This window comes from Candidatus Profftia lariciata, from assembly GCF_020541265.1.
In the GTDB taxonomy this organism is placed as follows: Bacteria; Pseudomonadota; Gammaproteobacteria; order Enterobacterales; family Enterobacteriaceae; genus Profftia; species Profftia lariciata.
This window is the reverse complement of sequence record NZ_CP045925.1, coordinates 956483-979101: the sequence shown is the minus strand read 5'-3', so window position 1 is coordinate 979101 and position 22619 is coordinate 956483. Positions and strand designations below refer to the sequence as shown.

11 protein-coding genes, 1 tRNA gene, 2 rRNA genes and 1 pseudogene are annotated in these 22619 nt (G+C 23.5%); 6 read left to right on the top strand and 9 right to left on the bottom strand.

Annotated features, from left to right (window positions below; genetic code table 11):
• Positions 1-822: 822 nt before the first annotated feature.
• The 5 genes from minE to rplY form a co-directional block, all read right to left on the bottom strand.
• Positions 823-1083: a cell division topological specificity factor MinE gene (gene minE / locus GII40_RS02545; protein ID WP_226813273.1), complete on the bottom strand. Its 261-nt coding sequence runs from the start codon at positions 1081-1083 to the stop codon at positions 823-825.
• Positions 1084-1086: 3 nt separating this feature from the next.
• Positions 1087-1899: a septum site-determining protein MinD gene (gene minD, locus GII40_RS02540; protein WP_226813272.1), complete on the bottom strand. Its 813-nt coding sequence runs from the start codon at positions 1897-1899 to the stop codon at positions 1087-1089.
• 26 nt (positions 1900-1925) lie between these two features.
• A complete protein-coding gene (gene minC / locus GII40_RS02535; RefSeq protein ID WP_226813271.1) occupies positions 1926-2609 on the bottom strand; it encodes a septum site-determining protein MinC in 684 nt (227 codons plus the stop codon).
• Positions 2610-4222: 1613 nt separating this feature from the next.
• On the bottom strand, positions 4223-4942 hold the full coding sequence (trmB, locus tag GII40_RS02530) for a tRNA (guanosine(46)-N7)-methyltransferase TrmB (RefSeq protein WP_420885606.1): 720 nt from the start codon (positions 4940-4942) through the stop codon (positions 4223-4225).
• A 742-nt stretch (positions 4943-5684) separates the two neighbouring features.
• Positions 5685-5990, bottom strand: a complete 306-nt coding sequence (gene rplY, locus GII40_RS02525; protein ID WP_226813269.1) for a 50S ribosomal protein L25 — start codon at positions 5988-5990, stop codon at positions 5685-5687.
• Between the two features lie 4922 nt (positions 5991-10912).
• On the opposite strand from rplY, the gene potA reads away from it, so the two are divergent.
• The 6 genes from potA to ruvX all read left to right on the top strand — a co-directional run bounded on the left by potA (position 10913) and on the right by ruvX (position 16806).
• Positions 10913-12055, top strand: coding sequence for a spermidine/putrescine ABC transporter ATP-binding protein PotA (gene potA / locus GII40_RS02520; protein WP_226813268.1), 1143 nt, complete (start codon positions 10913-10915; stop codon positions 12053-12055).
• Positions 12039-12896, top strand: a complete 858-nt coding sequence (gene potB, locus GII40_RS02515; RefSeq protein ID WP_420885605.1) for a spermidine/putrescine ABC transporter permease PotB — start codon at positions 12039-12041, stop codon at positions 12894-12896. Before potA ends, potB begins: the two co-directional genes overlap by 17 nt.
• 2 nt (positions 12897-12898) lie before the next feature.
• Positions 12899-13708, top strand: coding sequence for a spermidine/putrescine ABC transporter permease PotC (gene potC, locus GII40_RS02510; protein WP_226813640.1), 810 nt, complete (start codon positions 12899-12901; stop codon positions 13706-13708).
• A 101-nt stretch (positions 13709-13809) separates the two neighbouring features.
• Positions 13810-14277 (top strand): tRNA adenosine(34) deaminase TadA, encoded by a 468-nt coding sequence (gene tadA / locus GII40_RS02505; protein WP_226813267.1) that lies wholly within the window; start codon positions 13810-13812, stop codon positions 14275-14277.
• Positions 14278-15805: 1528 nt separating this feature from the next.
• Complete coding sequence (locus tag GII40_RS02500) at positions 15806-16369, top strand: YqgE/AlgH family protein (protein ID WP_226813266.1); 564 nt, start codon at positions 15806-15808, stop codon at positions 16367-16369.
• Entirely contained in the window at positions 16369-16806 is a 438-nt protein-coding gene (gene ruvX / locus GII40_RS02495; RefSeq protein ID WP_226813265.1) for a Holliday junction resolvase RuvX, read from the top strand. Before GII40_RS02500 ends, ruvX begins: the two co-directional genes overlap by 1 nt.
• A gap of 1017 nt (positions 16807-17823) precedes the next feature.
• Here ruvX and znuC read toward each other — a convergent pair.
• From znuC to GII40_RS02475, 4 genes and pseudogenes are all read right to left on the bottom strand, one after another.
• Positions 17824-18536: pseudogene (gene znuC, locus GII40_RS02490) on the bottom strand (zinc ABC transporter ATP-binding protein ZnuC).
• A 207-nt stretch (positions 18537-18743) separates the two neighbouring features.
• Positions 18744-18820 (bottom strand) — tRNA-Asp (locus tag GII40_RS02485).
• 51 nt (positions 18821-18871) lie between these two features.
• Positions 18872-18986 (bottom strand): 5S ribosomal RNA (gene rrf / locus GII40_RS02480).
• A 119-nt stretch (positions 18987-19105) separates the two neighbouring features.
• A 23S ribosomal RNA gene (locus tag GII40_RS02475) occupies positions 19106-22003 on the bottom strand.
• Positions 22004-22619: the final 616 nt, after the last annotated feature.

Here is a 22619-nt window from a genome sequence, read left to right as displayed (position 1 = left end):
TAATTTAATTGTCATCTTATTGATTGAATGTTAATAATAATCTTATTAAAATAAATTTGCTAACTACTTTAAAGAGATATATTATATTTGAATAATATTTAATTGATGTAAAAAATACATACTTAATATAAGTGTAAAATATATTTTGATTTTAAATCATTTAGTAATTTTTTTATAAAAAATATTAATAAATTTGTATATAATGACAAGAAAGAGTATTTTTTGTATATAAATTATTATTTTTTAGCTTAGTTATAGTAAATACACTAAAGATAAATGATCTATAATTATTTTTATTAAAATATTATGAATATAAAAAATTATATTAAAATTGTTTTATAATCTACAGTGAGTATTTTTTTAAAAAAAATATAGTATAAAATATAACCACTTATTTAGTATTTTCATAAGAATAAATATTATTTAATAAATTAATCATTTCATTTAATTACGGATAATCTTGTTGAAGATATACTAATAATACATTATGATAGTTTATAAAATTACTATTAGTAAATATCAAAATTATTATTTAATATTTTTGTAAAAATTTATTATTAATACTTTATAAGTATGATGATATCAATCATAATATTAATTTTTATAAAGAACTATTTTATAGTTCTATTAGTTAAATAAATTTTTATAACACTATAAATAATATTTTTAATATTAATAACTATAATACAGTAAATAAATAATAAAATAATTTATTACATAATAATACTATTAATATAGTATAATATATATATTTAAAATATATGCAAATATCAATGAATTACTTTACTGCTTGATAATATATTATAAATGTTGATTGTTTAATTATTTTTCTATTTCAGGAATAATAATATTTAGTTCTAATACTGAAATATCATCATCTTTGTGTTCAATTTGCATGGTTAACATATCGGGATTAATTTGAACATACTTACAAATAACGGCTAAAATATCTTTTTTTAATTGAGGTAAATATTGTGGTTCAAAACATCCTCGACGTCGTTCTGCAACGATAATTTGTAACCGTTCTTTAGCTATACTAGCTGTCGGTTGTTTACGTGATAGAAAGCAATTAAGTAATGACATACTTTATCCCCCGAATATACGCTTCAGGAAGCTTTTTTTTTCTTTTTCAACAAAACGAAATACACGTTCTTCACCTAATAAACGATCAACCATATCTTGATAGGATTGACTTGCTCTTGATTTTATGTCTAGTATAATAGATTTACCTTGATTAGATGCACGCAGTACAGAAGTACTTTCAGGTATTACCCCAATTAATGGAATACGTAAAATATCTAATACATCTTCAATACTGAGCATATCACCATGACTAACTCGTCCTGGATTATAACGTGTTAATAATAAATATTCTTTAATTGGTTCTACACCTTGCTCCGCACGACGGGATTTTGATGCTAAAATACCTAAGATGCGATCAGAATCACGTACAGAAGAAACCTCAGGATTTGTGGTGATAATTGCTTCGTCAGCAAAATATAGTGCCATTAAAGCACCAGTTTCAATTCCTGCAGGAGAATCACAAATAATAAAGTCAAAATACATGTCTCCAAGATCATTTAAAACTCTCTCAACTCCTGATAAAGTTAATGCATCTTTATCACGAGTTTGTGATGCAGGTAAAATATATAGATTTTCTGTACGTTTGTCTTTAATTAATGCTTGATTAAGATTTGCATCACCCTGAATTACATTAATAAAATCATACACCACACGACGTTCACAACCCATAATAAGATCTAGATTACGTAAGCCTATATCAAAATCGATAACAACTGTTTTATTATTTTTTTGGGCTAAACCAATAGCAATAGCTGCACTAGATGTAGTTTTACCAACACCCCCTTTACCGGATGTAACAACAATAATGCGTGTCATGTTATATGTAGTTCCTTATTGAAATTCTATAGTAGAGGTTGTATTTTTAAGGTATTATTACTAAAAATAATTCTAGCAGACTGCCCATAAAATTTTTCAGGAATCTGATTGCTAAGCCAGTAATAACCTGCTATAGATACTAATTCCGCTATAAGGTATAAACAGAAAATTTGACTAGATATGTCTCCTTTGGCTCCAGCAAATACTCGGCCTCGCATCATACCGTAAATATGAATATTGCCATCAGCAATAACCTCTGCACCAGCGCTAACACTACTGGTAATTATTAAATCACAGTCTTTTGCGTATATTTGCTGTCCCGATCTAATAGGTGTGTTAATAACGCGAGTTTTAATTTTTTGATATGGTTCCTGTGCAATAAAAGAAGCTTTTTGCTTAATATTTTTACCTTGACTTAACAAAGGTAATCCAGTATTGATTATAGCACTTTTAAGATATATATCTTTACAATCACTAACACCAATGATATGAAGACCTGATTTGTTAATAGCATGATATATCTTATTCCAGTTTGCACCTTCAGGAATATTAGCTAAATTAATTATAACAGGAGCATTTTTTAAAAAAGTAGGAGATTGTGTTATTTTTTTAATTAATGCTTCATAAATAACTTCCGGCTGTAAAGTATATAAATGAACAACCGCAAAAGTAAAAATACTACCTTTTAGTTCTATTGGCGATCGCGACATCTATCTTAACTCAATTATAGTAATTTTAAATACCATCATGACCTATAAAGGACTGATGAACTCTTATGTATTTAGTATACTATAGATAGTATAATATCTAAGCCAGCTATCGTATAATATTTATTTATAATCAAATAACTTTTATTAGTTTATAATATTTTATATTTTTAATAAATATATAAAATTTAACAAAATATTAAGATATTTAGTATAGATTATAAAATTAATTTAATGAATAAAATTAATTTTATTAAATATTTGTAATATTTAATAAATTATTCTTATTAATATAACAATGATTATTATCATTAAATTATTAATTATGATCAAAAATATTATTATATATATAAATTTTATTAAATTAATAAAATACAATATAAAAATTTATTATTGTACAAGTAATTTTTATAACAATTTAAATTGCCATTGAATATTTATTACTAATACTAAAATACTTTATGTTTAAAAAATTATACAGTAAGTTATTATGAATAAAGTATTATAATTTTTTAAAAATGTAATAGTTTGTTTGATGTGATAGTGTAGTATTATTAATAGTGATATTATATTAAGTTATATTTTTTAGAAATATTATATATAATTTATATTATGACTGATATCATCATTTTATATTACCAATAATTGTCTTGTTTAATTATGAACATTAAATATTAAGAGACAAGATAAAATTTATAATGAGTCAAAAGTAATATAATTTATATTTTTAACTTATTAAGTTATATTTAATAATCTATAAAAAATTATAGTATAATAATAATATATAATAAGTATTATAGATTATTATCTATATAACAAAGTACTTAATAGTAATATAGATAGAAATATATTGATAACATAACTTAATAAAATAAATATATTTTTTTATAAAAATATATTTATATAACTTTTTAAAAAATCAATAATTTAGTTACATTTTATATTAAAAATATAGTTATGTTTTTTAGATAATACTAATTTATATTTTATTGCTATCAAATTATATTATATTTTATACTTTTTAGTAAGATATTATCTTTTTTTAAAAGATACACATCTTAGTCAGAATATTGTATTAGTACAATATTTAATATATTATTACAATAATATGATTTATGTACTTTCAAACTGCTTAACAACATCTAATTAGTATAATAATTATGAATATTTCTGATACTAAATTTTACTATTATATATAATATATTTGAGTTTATATCATATTCTTATAGACTACAAATATTTATTTTTTTAACAAGTTGTATTATTATTGAGTAATAAAATATTTATTATATTCATAATATCAACTTTTATTATTTATTAATGTAATAATATTTTTTAATAGTAATTAAAATAATAATAAAAGATTAATTAATTATCGATATAATACTAAATAATATACTGCAAATTAATTAAATATAATTACTTGTATTATTTAAGTAATATTAATAATTTACTTATTTTGATGCTCATATATTTAATTTTTACTAAATGTAAATAAGAGGGATATATACTTAATTAGTATTATTATTTTTAATAAAAATAATTATTATTTTTGATTTAATGTTTTATAAAAAGTGTTTTATAAAAAATTTTGCATTAAAAAGTTATTACTTTAATTATAATATTCTTTGAAACATTAACTCCCAATGACCATGTCCTAAATTTTGACCAAGTAGTTCAAATTTTGTTAATGGACGTGTATTAGATCTAGGAACATATGTATTATCGAGAGATAAATTTTTATAACCTGGTATGCTATTCATTATGGTTAATATATGTTGAGCATAATTCTTCGAATCTGTTGCTGTATGAAAACAACCACCAATTTTTAATTTATCCTTAATTTGCTGAGCAAATACTTCTTGTAAAATGCGACGCTTATGATGTTTAGTTTTATGCCATGGATCTGGAAAAAATAGTTGTACCATATCTAATGATTGCATAGAAATCATTTCTTCTAATACTTCAATAGCATCATGATGTATTATACGCAAATTTGTAATATTTGCTTGACGTATAGCTGCTAAACATCTACTAACTCCTGGCAAGTAAACTTCAATACCAAGAAAATTTTTTTCTGGATATTGTTGTGCCATAGCTACAAGAGATATACCGTTACCAAATCCTATTTCTAGTACAGTAAATGCTTTGCGATGAAATAGTGTTGTTAAATTAAGTGACTGACGTTGAAACTCTACTCCAATACAAGACCAAAAATTATTGAGTGCAAATTTTTGTTTTTTAGTAAGTGATCTGTATCGACAGACAAAGCTACGAATATTGTACTTAATATGTGTTTTATTATTTAAGTACGGTGATGATATATAGTTCATGATAATATTTTATATCTTCTCAAGATGAGTTTTGAATGTTTAATAAAAACCTATTCTTAAATAATCTAAAAATTTTAGTAAATATAGCAAGCTATAATATTATAATAAATACATAATTAATTTTATGTATTTTATAGAAACATATTATGTACTATATTACTCCATGTACTTATTAGTATATATTTTTTATTATAAATTAATATTTATAATATTTTATTAAAAGAGTCATTAACATTATAAGATAACAATATCATCATTCTAGTAATAGAATAGTTGATATAGATTATTGTCTAATACCATAAGTTATAAACTTTTTTATTTATATTGTCTATAATAATTAGTTTGACTATTTTTTATAGTATATTTATTTAATAACAGCTAATAAAAGATATATTAAATATATGTATCTATATTAATGATGATCATAATAAAAATTTTTCTTATATTTTGTATGTTATAGTGTAATTATTGATTGAATTATATATTTTATATATCATCTGTTATTATAATATTACTATTATCTTTTCTATTAAATAAGTAATTTTTTTTAAAAAAATTATATACTTTATTAGTTATTGTATTGATATTTTTATATCAATTTAGAACACAAAAGTTATTAATAAATATATGATTGTATAAAATATTTTATTTATAAAGTATTACTATATAATTTTATTATTATATATTTTATTAATTTATTTACAATAATATTGTTATATTCTCTTTACTTGATATATCATTATAATCATTGTATTTCTGTAGTATAAAAGTATCTTAAAAAATCAATATGTTTTATTTTACGTTTAAAAGGATGATGTTCAACAGCCTGTATTATAACTTTATTTTCTTTACCATCAATTACTAGAGTAATGATTTGCTTATAAAAACCTTCTTTTTCTTGCATGTTCCAAGTAGTATCATGTTCTATGACTATTGATCTTGGATGCTGATTACCACCATAAACGATAGCAGGTATTTTACCAGCAGTACGTAGGCGGCGACTAGATCCTTTGCCTTGATCTTTACGTGCAGTTGCTTGAATAGTAAACATATTTGTATCTCTACGTAAAATTTAAATTTATTAAAAATAATTGAGTAAAAATATCAGTATAAATACCTACTGAGTAAATCACTATAAAATAACGTTAGTCTAAATTATAAGACATTTTATGATAAATTAATTATATTTTATTTATTGATACTTTTGTAGTTAAAGTATTTTACTATAATTGTAATTATTTTATTTTTTTAACTATAATATTTATTATGAAATTTACAGATACACAATATATCTATAATTAGTTTATTTATTAATATTTATTATACACTATTTTATAAATAAATTATGCAATTTTTTAAAAATTATAACAATTAGTAGTAAGAGTTCATATAAAAAAATTTTTAGTATATATTAACTAGCATGTTAATAGGTATGCATGTTATTAGTATATATAATTTAATACTCGTATAATGCATAACATCTTACCGTAAGATTATAATCTATATTTTTGTTTTTAAAAAAAATATTACAATAGATTAATATTTAATTATATCGATAATAATTATTTCTATATAAATAATTTTTTAAGAAATTAATAAAATCAAATTATTTCATATATACTTTAACAGTATTTTTCAAAAAAAATACTATAATAAAGATAATTTCTATATAATACTATATTATAATTCTTAATTTAACATTATTTAAATAATACACATATAATTATAACAATTAATAATTATATTATTCTGAACTATATTAGTATAATATTTATTAATGTATTTTAGAGCATATTATTCATAATAATTAAATAAAATACTAATACATATTAATTATAATACTATAGATGATTAAGTAATATTATATTAGATAATTAATAATATAATCACGACATACAGTCTACCACTAGTCGATATTTATAGTTTAGTTATTTATAATATAGCAAGTAAAATAATTAAAAAATTAATTACTTTAATAGTATTAAATATTTTTATTATTACTCGATAATTTATTTATAGACATCTTTTAAAAAATTAAATCTATATAAATATATTTATCACATAATTAAAGAAAATTATAGAAGAGTATATGATGATATAATATATATAACTAGTTATTATATAATCAGTTAATACATATATTTTAAATATTTTATACAACAGATCAATTAAATCATTAACAATTCATCAAATTATTGAATAATTATTTTCTAGGTTTAGAGTGTTAGTGTTTATATTATTTTAATCAATAATATTATTAGCATTAACTATATTTTATCATATAAAGTTTATAATAATATATAACATATATAAACATAATATTAATGAATATAATATTATAATTATATCTATATAAAACTATAAATAACTTAAAAAATTATTTTAATGATACAGGACATATATTTTATATTATTACTAAATTAGTTTTAGAAGATAAATTTAGTAAATAATGTTATAGATGATTAGTAATAATAAAATTTAATAATTAAATTTTATTAATTATAAAAATACCCAAAATACAACTATGCTCGTTATTTATGCCAATACAAGTCACTCTATAAATAATATTTTTAATTATTGAATGAATACATAATGCTTAATGAAGCATGATTAAGTATAATATTAACCGAATAATTATAATAATAAATCACTATTTTAATAGTATTTTGTTAAAGTTTGTATATAATTTTTTATTTTAAATATATAAAAAAATAATTTTTATTATTTATTACTATTATTAGACCATGATATTAATCATGGTTAGCTATAAATTACTTGTATTGCTAATCTTTAGTATTATATTAATAATATTAAATTTTTTATTATATATTTTATATGATTACATTATTATTATTTAATAAAAATTTTATATGTAATTGCGATAAAAAAGTTATAACAATATATCTATGATGCTACACAATATATAAAAAATATATATCAATAAATATGCTATATTAAATATTTTATAACTTTAATAAATTAACTTAATAATGTATTATATAAAATAAGTTTTTTATTATTAATTATTTAATTAATTAATTATTAGATAACTTGTATTAATTATTTTTCCAAGCAAGATAAATTTTCCTATTATTTCTATAATTATAAAAATAATATTTTAACAAAATATATTGATATATTTGTTATATATAAAAAAATCTAAAATATAATAAATTATTCAAAACTATTATTTTATTAATGTAATCTAATAAAAGTATAATTTAAATATAATTATATTAGATATATAAAGTTTCATCTATAAAATAGATATTTTATCATATATTAAATTGAATTTATGTACATTATTTACTATTAGTAGTAAATAATATCTCTATATTATAAACAAGTACTACTACCAGCAATAACTATAATTATTATTACAGCTAATATATTTATTAATTGTATAAGATTAATACATAATACAATATTATTGATAAGATAATTCATATGAATATATCTAATGCTATTAATAATATTTTAATATATATAAAATATTATATTATAATTTAAAATTACAATATTTATTTTTTATGTACATATCAAATTTATATTAATTTTTAAATAATATGGTTTTAGTTAACTAATAAATACTATTTAATATAGTAAGTATTATTGTGATAACATTTTAATATTAAATTAAAAGTAGTAGATAGGTGCTTAAAAATAACCTATTAAAATAAAGTAATTAATAAATTAGTGTAAAACATGAATTTTAAATAAATTATATTAATATATTTTATATTACTGAATTAGTTTTTATTATAAATAATATATTTATAGTATCTTGAATATTATTATATATTCAATAGTATGTTTAATATCATAAAATTATATTGTGATATTTTTATTATCTTTATTTATATATATAATATATGATAAATAGTTATTTTATGTTTATCATTTATAGCTTATATATAATATATATTAAATATATTAACTTAAGTTTTTGATAAAAATATATAATGTATTATATTACATTAAAAATATTAAATATTATTTAATATTTTAGTTCTTAATTTTCAATATATGTTATTACTAAATAATCAAGATATCAAGAATAATAAATTTTAATATAATTTAAATATATAAAATATTTCATATAATTTATTTATAAAATATTATGCACCCTTTTACTATATAATTTGATTCTATTATATTATTGTTATTACTAAATATTATATTTTTTATTCAGTATGTATTCAACATGCTTTTTAACATCATCAATAACATTATTATTAATATATCCATATGAACAGTTATTAATTTTTTAAAATAAAAAAATTAATAAATAAATTTTCTTATTAGAAAATTTATAATAGATATTTTAGTATATTACTTTTGATTAAAAATAATTTATAACAAAATATTTTATAATTATTTTATAAAAAATATAATATTATTATACATAAATTATTTAAAATAATTATAATTATTTAATTGATATCATTTATATAAAATTGATATTTCTTTTCTATTTTTATATTAATAGATAAATTATTATGCATTTATATAGTCATGACATACCCTAATATTTCTATCTTAATACAAACTATAACATTACCTAAACCTTAACATAATATAATTTTTATTATTATTTATATTAAAATACCATAAATTAAAGTGTATTAATAATAAAATAATATTAAAAATTTTTAAAAAATTTTTTATAAAAATAATAAAATATTTCTTTCTATTTTATTAAAACACATAATTATTAAATTAATATAATTAGATGTTAAATCTTTTATGCATTGAAAGTATATAGAATAATTTTAGTCATTATAGATTTATAGTTGCGTTAATATTGAATATTTAGTATTTTTTTTATATTTATTTTCATCTCAATCATTACTAATGTAAATATTAAGAATATTTTATATATATAAAATATAATATACAAATGATTATAATTATTAGTAATAAAAAAATTATTATTACATTATAAGTAATAATATATTTTCTCTTACATATTATTAATTACCAATATACACTATTATTATAATATATATTTTTTAGGATTCAAGATATTAATTGATTTGACTAATTATAATTAACGTAATATCTTATTATATGATTAATACGATATTAATTTGTAATTATTAATTCTTTTAAAAGATAATTTTATTTATTTTAATTTGATGCAACATTATTTTTTAGTACATAATACTTTAAGTATTAACATATTAAGTAACAGGAATTTTATATGCAATTAATATCATTAATATTGATTTATAAATATAAATAATAATTTAACATTTATTGTAATTTACTACTATAATGACTTAATAAGTATACAATAATACATCATTATTTATGATTATTAATAAATTTTATTATAAAATTATATTATGCAAATTTAAATATTTTTATATATAATTGTTACTATTTATATATTAATTAATTACTAAGTAATTCTAAATCTTAATATTTTTAACCTTAAATATTTATTTTTTCATAATCTAGAAAAATTTATGTAATTACATTAACATTAATTACAATAATTTATATACTATATCCTACTAATGTTAATCTTACAATTTTACAAAATATATAAATAATAATTAAAAATAAAAAATTTTAATAAGTGTGCATGATATTTAAACAATTCTCTTAAATAATATTATATTAAATTATTTTTAATAAAATATTTTTTCTACGTATATAGTTATATTAAGTGTCTTTATATTATTATATAATAAATTATTAATATTTATTTATATACTAAATTTTAAATATCTTGATTATTATTACTAATATTGTTTATTTATGTAATGTATTTAACGAATTTATTAATAACTAATAATATGTATCACTTTAATAATAGCAAAGATATATAGACTAATCATAAAAATATTATATGTTATATTTTATGATTACATATAAAATCATTAGTAATTATGTCAACAGTACTGTTCTAACAGCATTTTAATGATAATGCTATTTGCAATAAGCAATAGAATAGAGTAAAAATCAATGACTGAAATATTATCTTTAAATTCTTATAAATTATCTAATCCTTTAATTATTTTAACAGGAATTAGAAAGTCTTTTAATAATAAAAATATTATTAATGACTTTAATCTTACTATTAATTATGGTGAATTTTTAACTATTATTGGTCCTTCTGGTTGTGGTAAAACAACAGTTTTACGTCTTATTGCTGGTTTAGAAGACGTAGATAATGGTAGTATAATTTTGGATGGTGATGATATCACGCATCTTTCTGCTGAACATCGTCATATTCATACAATTTTCCAAAGTTATGCGTTATTTCCTCATATGAACGTACTAGATAACGTAGCTTTTGGTTTACGTATGCAAAAAATACCTAAAATTGAAATTTTACCTCGTGTTTTAGAAGCTTTATGTATAGTGCATTTAGAAGATTTTGCACAATGCAGGCCTCATGAATTATCTGGCGGACAACAACAACGTGTCGCTATAGCTCGCGCAGTAGTGAATAGACCTAAAGTATTGTTATTAGATGAGTCTCTATCTGCACTAGATTATAAATTACGCAAACAAATGCAAAATGAATTAAAAGCTTTGCAACGTAAATTAGGAATTACTTTTATTTTTGTTACACATGATCAAGAAGAAGCTTTGACAATGTCAGATAGAATAATAGTAATGCGTGCCGGGAAAATAGAACAAGATGGTACCCCACGTGAAATTTATGAAGATCCTAAAAACTTATTTGTTGCTAGTTTCATTGGTGAAATTAATATTTTCAACGCTATAGTTTTGTACTATATTGATCAGTATCGAGTACGAGCTAATGTTGAAGGTTACGAATGCAATATTTATATTAATCCAGAAATAAAAGTGAATATAGGAGATAAGTTAAATGTTTTACTACGCCCTGAAGATGTACGTATTACAGAAATAAACGATGATCAACAGCAAGTAGATGGTATAATAGGATACGTACGTGAACGTAATTATAAAGGTATAACATTAGAATCCACTGTTGAATTAGAAAATGGTAAGATTATTTTAGTAAGCGAATTTTTTAATGAAGATGATCCTGATGTAGATCATTCATTAAATCAAAGAATGGCTGTAACTTGGGTTGAACGTTGGGAAGTGGTGCTGGCTGATGAATCAGTCACGTAAATATTTTAAAAACTTTGTGATTATCAGTATTATTTTATGGTTAGTTGTCTTTGTTTTTATACCTAATGTTATTATTATGGGAACTAGCTTTATTACTCGTGATGATAACTATCTTATTAAGATGGTATTTTCTCTTGATAACTACATACGTTTATTTGATCCTTTGTATGTTTCAGTTTTATTACATTCTCTTAATATGGCAATTTTTACGACATTATGTTGCTTGTTAATAGGGTATCCTTTTGCTTTTATTTTAGTAAGTTTACCTGATAAAGTACGTTTTATACTTTTATTTTTATTAACCGTTCCTTTATGGACTAACTCATTAATTCGTATTTATGGTCTAAAAATTTTTTTTAGTACACGTGGATATTTAAATGAGTTTCTTCTATGGACTGGTATAATTGATATACCATTACGCATTATGTATACACCAGCAGCAGTCATTATGGGGTTAATTTATGTTTTACAACCATTTATGATTATGCCACTTTATTCTAGTATTGAAAAATTAGACAAATCTGTATTAGAAGCAGCTCAAGATTTAGGTGCTAGCAAAATACAAATATTTATTCGTATTATTATCCCATTAACATTACCTGGTATTATTGCAGGATCATTATTAGTAATGTTACCATCTTTAGGGTTATTTTATGTTTCTGATTTGCTTGGCGGAGCTAATAATTTATTAATTGGTAATTTAATAAAAAGTCAGTTTTTAAATATTTTAGATTGGCCCTTTGGTGCAGCAACAAGTATATGTCTAACAATAATTATGGGTATTCTTTTATATATTTATTATTGCGTTGGCAAATTAATAAATAAACAGGTAGAACTATAGTGATAAGACAACGCTTATTGTATGGTGGATTTATATGTATCATTTATGCCTATTTATATATTCCTATTATTATTCTTATTGTTAATTCATTTAATAGTGCTCATTTTGGTATTAATTGGAAAGGATTTACATTATATTGGTATCATAGTTTACTAAGTAATAATAACTTACTGGAAGCAGCCGAGCATTCAATTACAATAGCAGTACTATCTGCTACTTTTGCTACATTTATCGGTTCATTGACCGCGATATCCTTATTCCGCTATCATTTTTATGGAAAATGTTTTGTGAATATTATGTTGTTTTTAGTCATGATGTCACCAGATATAATGATGGCAATTTCTTTATTAGTATTATTTATTTTATTAGGTGTGTCTTTAGGTTTTTGGTCTCTTTTATTTGCACATATTACTTTTTGTCTTCCTTTTGTAGTAATTACTGTTTATTCACGCTTAAAATGTTTTGATATACGTATATTGGAAGCAGCCAAAGATCTTGGTGCAAACGAAACTATTATTATACGCACAATAATTTTACCACTTATTATGCCTGCAGTGGTAGCTGGATGGTTACTAAGTTTTACTATTTCAATAGATGATGTTGTAGTTTCTTCATTTGTGAGTGGTCCTAGCTATGAAATATTACCATTAAAAATATATTCAATGATTAAAGTAGGTATATCTCCTGTAGTTAATGCACTTTCAACAATATTATTATTGTTATCACTTATTTTAGTTTTAGGTAGTCATTTTATGTTAAGCGATAAAGCAAATAAAAAAAATAATAAAATTGTATGGAAAAGTACTTGTTAAATAAAAATAAAAGTTATTAATTATTGTTAATTTATTGTAATTTAACACAAGTATTAAAACGTAATAATTGTTTACTTACATAAATTTAAAAGATAAATAACATGAGCGAACTAAAACTAGATGATAATTATTGGATGCAACAAGCATTAATTTTAGCACAAAAAGCTTTAGAACAGGGTGAAGTTCCTATTGGAGCTATTTTAGTGCTAAATTTTAACATTATAGGAAGAGGATGGAATAGATCTATCAAGAATCACGATCCTACGGCACATGCTGAAATTATAGCTTTACAGCAAGGTGGACAAATATTACAGAATTATCGCTTACTTAATTCTACGATGTATGTTACATTAGAACCTTGTATAATGTGTGCTGGAGCAATCTTACATAGTCGTATTAAACATTTAATATATGGAGCTAGTAATATAGAAACAGGAGCAGTAAACTCTGTATTAAATATTTTTAATCATTCTAAAATAAATCATAAAATTAAAATTACATCAGGTATTATGGATCGTGAATGTTCAGAATTTCTAAAAAATTTTTTTCAGAAACGTCGTCATCAATAAAATGATACATAAAAATAATATTTAAATTATTAAAAATAATAATTATAATATTGTAAATATTTTTTTAAAAAAACTCATAATATTATTTTAAATATATATTTAATTATTAAAAATAATACTATGTTGTTTATAATGCAAATATTAATAATTTATAAAAATATATAAGTTTTCTTAAGATTGAATAAATATTATATTTTATTATTTTTTAAGTTTTAATACTATATTTAAATTTTACTTCATATAATATATTATATATTAATTGTATATATGTATAATAAAAGAAGTATTTTTATAATACATGCATTGTACTTACGTGATATTTTTTATTATTTATAATAATATTATTCTTAAAATAAAGATAAAATAATTTATATTATAATTATTTATTAAAAATAAATCTTAAGATGGTTACTAATTGTCCAATGACTTAATAAGTCTTTTTACTATTAGTAATAAATATATTAAGTTAATTATCTTATGTATCTATTTATTTAGTTTGATATATACATATTATATATTTCTTTTATTATTTTACTAAAAAATATTTTTTTAATAAAATATAATATTTATAGAGATAATAATTTATTATTCTTTTTATAAGATAGTTATAATATAAAATATTTTTATATGTAATATTAGTAAGATATAAGATACTACTGTATCTATTGCATAGTACAGTAGTATTCAAGTTAATATAAAAAGATTTTTTTAATATAAAAAATAAATTATATTATAATACTTTATTTATAAATGATAAATACTTTAATAAATTATTGTGTATAATTAGTATCTTACTGTAATTACTATATGTATTATAGTCTTTTATTCTCTGTAATAATATTATATTATTACTTTTTATTACTAGCTCTTATTATATGACTGTTATAAATATGTTATATATTAAGATTATGTCTTATATATTGAATAAGTATCATACTATACTGTATAAAAAAATACATTATAAGTATCTAATTGTTTTAAAATATGATAATCATAATAAATCATAACATTAAACATACGCTAATATTATAGAAAGTATAATTTTTATTTGTTTAAATGTAAAACTTACATTAAATAAGTTATGATTAAAGTATTAATAATATATATTTTATATCCATGTATATATTGATGTGTTATTTATTTTAAGTGATTTTTGTTGAATTAAATTTATTATAATTAAAGGTATCATATTTATATTTTAGTATTATATATTTATATTTATTTTTATGTATTAATTAATTTTTATGAATAAAAAATATAATTTTATTAGCAAATTATAATAATAAATTTAAATTATTTTTTAAGCATTTAAAAATTAATAATTTTAATGTTTTATATCAATTTTTTATAAAAAATAATTAATTGACTTAAAAGTTATTAAATAATTATTTTTTTATAAAAATTATATTTATTTTATGCTTATATTGTAATAAAATAATTATATTTTATTATTTTGATATTAATAGTAAATTACGTTGGTATATTATATAGTAAAAAATAAATGAATATAGTGAGTTATATTAATAAAATGAATTTAGTGCATCATTTTCTTATAGCCATGCCTTCTATACAGGAAAGTAGTTTTAAATACACAGTAATTTATATATGTGAACATACTAATAAAGGAGCAATGGGTTTAGTTATTAATAGAACGTTAGAACATCTTACTATAGAGATGTTATTAAAAACTCTTAAAATTACTCCAGAACTAAATAATATAAATAATATTTTAAATAAACCAATAATTTGTGGTGGACCATTATCTGAAGATAGAGGTTTTGTACTACACACTCCACAATCAAATTTTAACTCTAGTATTACAATATCTACTGAATGTATGATGACTACTTCTTGCGATGTACTAGAAACTTTAGGAACAACACATCAACCAAAAAATATTCTTATAGCTCTTGGTTATTGTAAATGGGATGCGGGCCAATTAGAACAAGAATTATTAGATAATGTTTGGCTTACCGTAGAAGCTTATATTACATTAATATTTCATACTCCTATTTCAGAACGTTGGATTGCGGCTTCTAAAAAAATTGGTGTAGATATTCGTAAGATAGTAACTTCTATGGGACATGCTTAATGAGCAATGATACTGTGATTGCTTTTGATTTTGGCACAAAAAATATTGGTTCTGCAATTGGACATAAAATGATAGGTATAGCACATCCGTTTTGTTCATTAAGAGCTTATCAAGGATCACCTAATTGGTCTAAAATAGAAAATATTTTAAAAGAGTGGCAAATAAATTTAGTTATTGTTGGTTTACCACTCAATATAGACGGTACAGAACAATTAATTACTGCTCAAGCACGTAAATTTGCTAATCGCATTCATGGTCGTTTTGGCGTAGATATTATTTTACATGATGAGCGTTTTAGTACCATAGAGGCTAAATCTTATATAATTACTGACGACAATAATATTAGTTATCGTTTTTTAGATAAAAATATAATAAATAATATTTCAGCAGTAATAATTTTAAAAAGTTGGTTTGAGCATTATTTAAAAAAAATTTAAGTTAATTATATAACATTAAACACAATTAAAAATATTATATATTTATTTATGAGTTTTTTAAAATTATTTGTTAAGAATGTTGTCATTATATACTTAAATATATATAATATTGATTTTTAATCAGTAAATTTATATATATATTATAGTAAATATTTTATTACTTAATAATTATTTTTATATGCAATTAATAATTATATACATTGTTATTCTATGATAATACTATTAATATCATTAATTTAGTATAAGTATTAATTTATATTTTTTAAAAAATAAATATACTATAGTTATATATAATTAATTTTTTATTAAGAATATTTAATATGGTATTATTTCATGTATTTAGATATTAGAAAATAATATTTTATTGATAGATTAATAAAATATTATTTATTAAAGTAGCTACTTTATTGCACAGTAGATATAAAATATAATTTTTTATAAAAATGATAAGAGACATATATTTTATATTAATAATAATTAAAGTATTACTAATATATAAGTTATTTGCTCAATATAAAAATACAGTTATATAGATTTATATTATTTTAGATATTTTTATATATAAAAATAATTGTATTTATCATAATATAAATATATATTATATATATAATATTAGTTATAATAATTGAATAATTATGTATATAATAAATTTTGTATTATATACATATATCTTGTTTAATTATATCTTATTCAATTATATTGAATAATCATATGTAAGTATAACAATATAATTGTATTATAAATTATTTATAATGAGTATATTTTACTTTAAAATAAACATTATATATTAATAATATAAGTAATTAAAATAAATAATAAAATATTTTGTATATTTTAGATTAATAGTAATATATACATATATATTTATTGTATATGTAATACTAATAGTATTATTATACTCTTACTTGTTATCTAAACATAAAGTTACTTAGTATGAAAATAAAATATTTTATATTACTTAACTAATAATTTTTATGTTTTTGAGCATAAAATTTTATTGTTCTTATAACTTAATCATTAATGATGATTATGACGATAAATAGCTAACTGATTAGCCCCATAATTGCCAAACATAGCAATAAATTCAGGATGCTTAGAAATCATTTCAGGTGTTCCAGAACAACAAATATGATTATTTAAACATAGTACTTCATCTGTTTTAGCCATCACTAAATGTAAATCATGAGAAATCATTAAAACAGAACAATTAATTTTTTGTCTGAATTGATGAATTAAATCATATAGAGCAATTTGACCGTTAATATCAATACCTGTTGTTGGTTCATCTAATATTAATAAATCTGGTTTATTAAGTAAAGCACGTGTTAATAAGATACGTTGATTTTCTCCTCCTGATAATTGTTGCATTGGTAAATGTAAAAGATGGTCTGCATTAGCAAGTTTTAGTGCAGGTAATATATCTTTTTTTTTACCTCTGGACGTAGTCGCATAAAACGACTAACAGTTAATGGTAAAGTGGTATCTAAGTGTAATTTTTGAGGGACATAACCAATAGTTAAATTGTTTGCAGTAATAATTGAACCATAAGTAGGTTTAATTAAACCTAGTACGACACGTACTAGTGTAGATTTTCCCGCACCATTTGGCCCTAAAAGCGTAATTATACGTCCTGGTATTAATTTTAGTGATATATGAGAAAGTACAATATGATTATTAAAACTTACTGTAATATCTTTAAGAGATATTAAGCTATTATTCTGATTAGACATATTTTGTATATTACGCAGTAAATATAAGATTATGATAAAGCAATTATACATTTTTACAAAGGAATTATTAGTATATTAATATTATATACGAATATTTATCTTATTCTTATATAAGATTGATTATATCACTTTGTTAATATCAGTGAAACATATATAAATGTATTATTATGACTAAGATGATATATATAAAAGATGTAAGAAAATAAATGGCGGAACGGACGGGACTCGAACCCGCGACCCCCTGCGTGACAGGCAGGTATTCTAACCAACTGAACTACCGCTCCTACTTATATTTCTTTGTAAGTAGAGCTTAGGTTTTTTATTAATTTATGGTAGCTTGGCAGTGTCCTACTCTCGCATGGGGAAACCCCAAACTACCATCGGCGCTACAGCGTTTCACTTCTGAGTTCGGCATGGATCAGGTGGGACCACTGCGCTATTGCTGCCAAGCAAATTTATTAATTAATTGAATTAACTAATGTATAAAATACATTGAATTATATTAATGAAATTTATAAAACAAGCTTACTTTTGTAATGCTCTCTTAATTAAAACATCTTAGGTGTTGTGAGGTTAAGCCTCACGGATCATTAGTACTGGTTAGCTCAACATATTGCTATGCTTACACATCCAGCCTATCAACGTCTTAGTCTTAAACGTTCCTTTAGGAGACTCAAAGGTCTCAGGGAAGATTCATCTTGAGGCAAGTTTCGCGCTTAGATGCTTTCAGCGCTTATCTTTTCCGCATGTAGCTACCGGGCAATGCCATTGGCATGACAACCCGAATACCAGTGATGCGTCCACTCCGGTCCTCTCGTACTAGGAGCAGCCCCTCTCAAACTTCCAACGCCCACGGCAGATAGGGACCAAACTGTCTCACGACGTTTTAAACCCAGCTCACGTACCTCTTTAAATGGCGAACAGCCATACCCTTGGGACCGGCTACAGCCCCAGGATGAGATGAGCCGACATCGAGGTGCCAAACACCGCCGTCGATATGAACTCTTGGGCGGTATTAGCCTGTTATCCCCAGAGTACCTTTTATCCGTTGAGCGATGGCCCTTCCATACAGAACCACCGGATCACTATGACCTGCTTTCGCACCTGCTTGACTTGTCGGTCTCGCAGTTAAGCACGCTTATGCCATTGCACTATCAGCACGATTTCCGACCGTACTTAGCGTACCTTCGTACTCCTCCGTTACACTTTGGGAGGAGACCGCCCCAGTCAAACTGCCTACCAGACACTGTCTTCAATCCCGATAAGGGACTAGAGTTAGAACATCAAACGTTAAAGGGTGGTATTTCAAGGTTGGTTCCATATAGACTGGCGTCTAGACTTCAATACCTCCCACCTATCCTACACATTAATATGCGATATTCAGTGTCAAGCTACAGTAAAGGTTCATGGGGTCTTTCCGTCTAGCCGCGGGTAGATTGCATCATCACAAACACTTCAACTTCGCTGAGTCTCGGGAGGAGACAGTGTGGCCATCGTTACGCCATTCGTGCAGGTCGGAACTTACCCGACAAGGAATTTCGCTACCTTAGGACCGTTATAGTTACGGCCGCCGTTTACCGGGACTTCAATCAAGAGCTCGCACCCCATCATTTAATCTTCCGGCACCGGGCAGGCGTCACACCCTATACGTCCACTTTCGTGTTTGCAGAGTGCTGTGTTTTTATTAAACAGTCGCAGCCAGCTGGTATCTTCGACTAACTTCAGCTTGATTCGCGAGGAATTTTACTTACATGTTAGCGTGCCTTCTCCCGAAGTTACGGTACCAATTTGCCGAGTTCCTTCTCCCGAGTTCTCTCAAGCGCCTTAGAATACTCATCCCGCCCACCTGTGTCGGTTTGCGGTACGATTTAATATTACCTAGAGCTTAGAGGCTTTTCTTGGAAGTTGGGCATCAACTACTTCATCACCGTAGTGATTCGTCATTACATCTCAGAGTTAATGAAAGAACGGATTTACCAATTCTAACCTCCTACATGCTTAAACCAGGACTACCGTCACCTGGATAGCCTAGCCTTCTTCGTCCCCCCTTCGCAGTAAAATTAAGTACAGGAATATTAACCTGTTGTCCATCGACTACGCCTTTCTGCCTCGCCTTAGGGACCGACTCACCCTACGCCGATGAACGTTGCGCAGGAAACCTTGGGCTTACGGCGAGGAGGCTTTTCACCTCCTTTATCGCTACTCATGTCAGCATTCGCACTTCCGATACCTCCAATAGCCTTTACAAACTATCTTCTTAGGCTTACAGAACGCTCCCCTACCCAATAAACAATATTATTATTTATTGCCGCAGCTTCGGTGCATAGTTTAGCCCCGTTACATCTTCCGCGCAGGACGACTCGATCAGTGAGCTATTACGCTTTCTTTAAAGGATGGCTGCTTCTAAGCCAACCTCCTGACTGTTTTTGCCTTCCCACTTCGTTTCCCACTTAGCTAATTTTAGGGACCTTAGCTGGCGATCTGGGTTGTTTCCCTTTTGACGTCGGACGTTAGCACCCGGCGTCTGTCTCCCGTGATTACACTCTTCGGTATTCGGAGTTTGCGTCGAGTTGGTAAGTCGGGATGACCCCCTAGTCGAAACAGTGCTCTACCCCCAAAGGTGATACACGAGGCACTACCTAAATAGTTTTCGGAGAGAACCAGCTATTTCCAAGTTTGTTTGGCCTTTCACCCCTATCCACAGCTCATCCCCTAACTTTTCAACGTTAGTGGGTTCGGTCCTCCAATTAGTGTTACCTAATTTTCAACCTGCTCATGGCTAGATCACCGGGTTTCGGGTCTATATCTTGCAACTTGATGCCCAGTTAAGACTCGGTTTCCCTACGGCTCCCCTATACGGTTAACCTTGCTACAAAATATAAGTCGCTGACCCATTATACAAAAGGTACGCCGTCACACCACAAAGGTGCTACTACTGCTTGTACGTACACGGTTTTAGGTTCTATTTCACTCCCCTCGCGGGGTTCTTTTCACCTTTCCCTCACGGTACTAGTTCACTATCGGTCGATCACGAGTATTTAGCCTTGGAGGATGGTCCCCCCATCTTCAGACAGGATTTCACGTGTCTCGTCCTACTCATCGAACTCACAACATATGTATTTTAAAGTACGGGGCTATCACCTTGTATCGCAGGACTTTCCAGACCTTTCCTCTAATATATAAGTTGATTTAGGTTCTGGGCTTTTCCCCGTTCGCTCGCCACTACTCTGGGAATCTCGGTTGATTTCTTTTCCTCAGGGTACTTAGATGTTTCAGTTCCCCTGGTTCGCCTTATTAAGCTATTTATTTACTTAATAATAATGCAATTTATTGCATTGGGTTTCCCCATTCGGAGATCATCGGTTATTACGCTTTATATCAGCTTACCGACGCTTATCGCAGATTAACACGTCCTTCATCGCCTCTGACTGCCTAGGCATCCACCGTGTACGCTTATTCACTTAACCTCACAACCCAAAGATGTTTCTTTATAAATTTATTGTAATATATTCAATACATATTACTTATAAATTGAGATCTTTTTAATGTAGATTGTATATTTATAGATGACTACATAAAATTATAAATTAAGCTTGTTTAAATTGTTAAAGAGCAATCTTTTAAAGATATTAAAAGATATTAATTATTTAGTTTACTATTTAAATCTAAGTTAAAGTATTTTAAAAAATATAAACTAATATTTTTCAATATCTTGTAATCTAAAAATAAATTGGAAAACTAATTAAGTAATATATTTTGTTAATATTACTTCAGATATTTTTTAGTGTAAAGCAATAATTGCATGATATGTTATAAAAAATTATTTTATTGATTATTATGTTAACTTTTATTAGATAATATAGTGTAATTGTTATTAAAGTCATATTTTTTAAAAAAAATTAACAAACTATTTATTTTTTATAATTACAATAATGTTTAATTATTTTTTTAATTTTTTATTTCTTTATAAAAATCTTAAAAATTTTATTTACTTCTAGAATAGAATACGACTTCTCATTCTGAAGTCAAGCTATAATTTAATATTTTTTATTTATTTAATAAATAGTCATTTTTTAATACAAA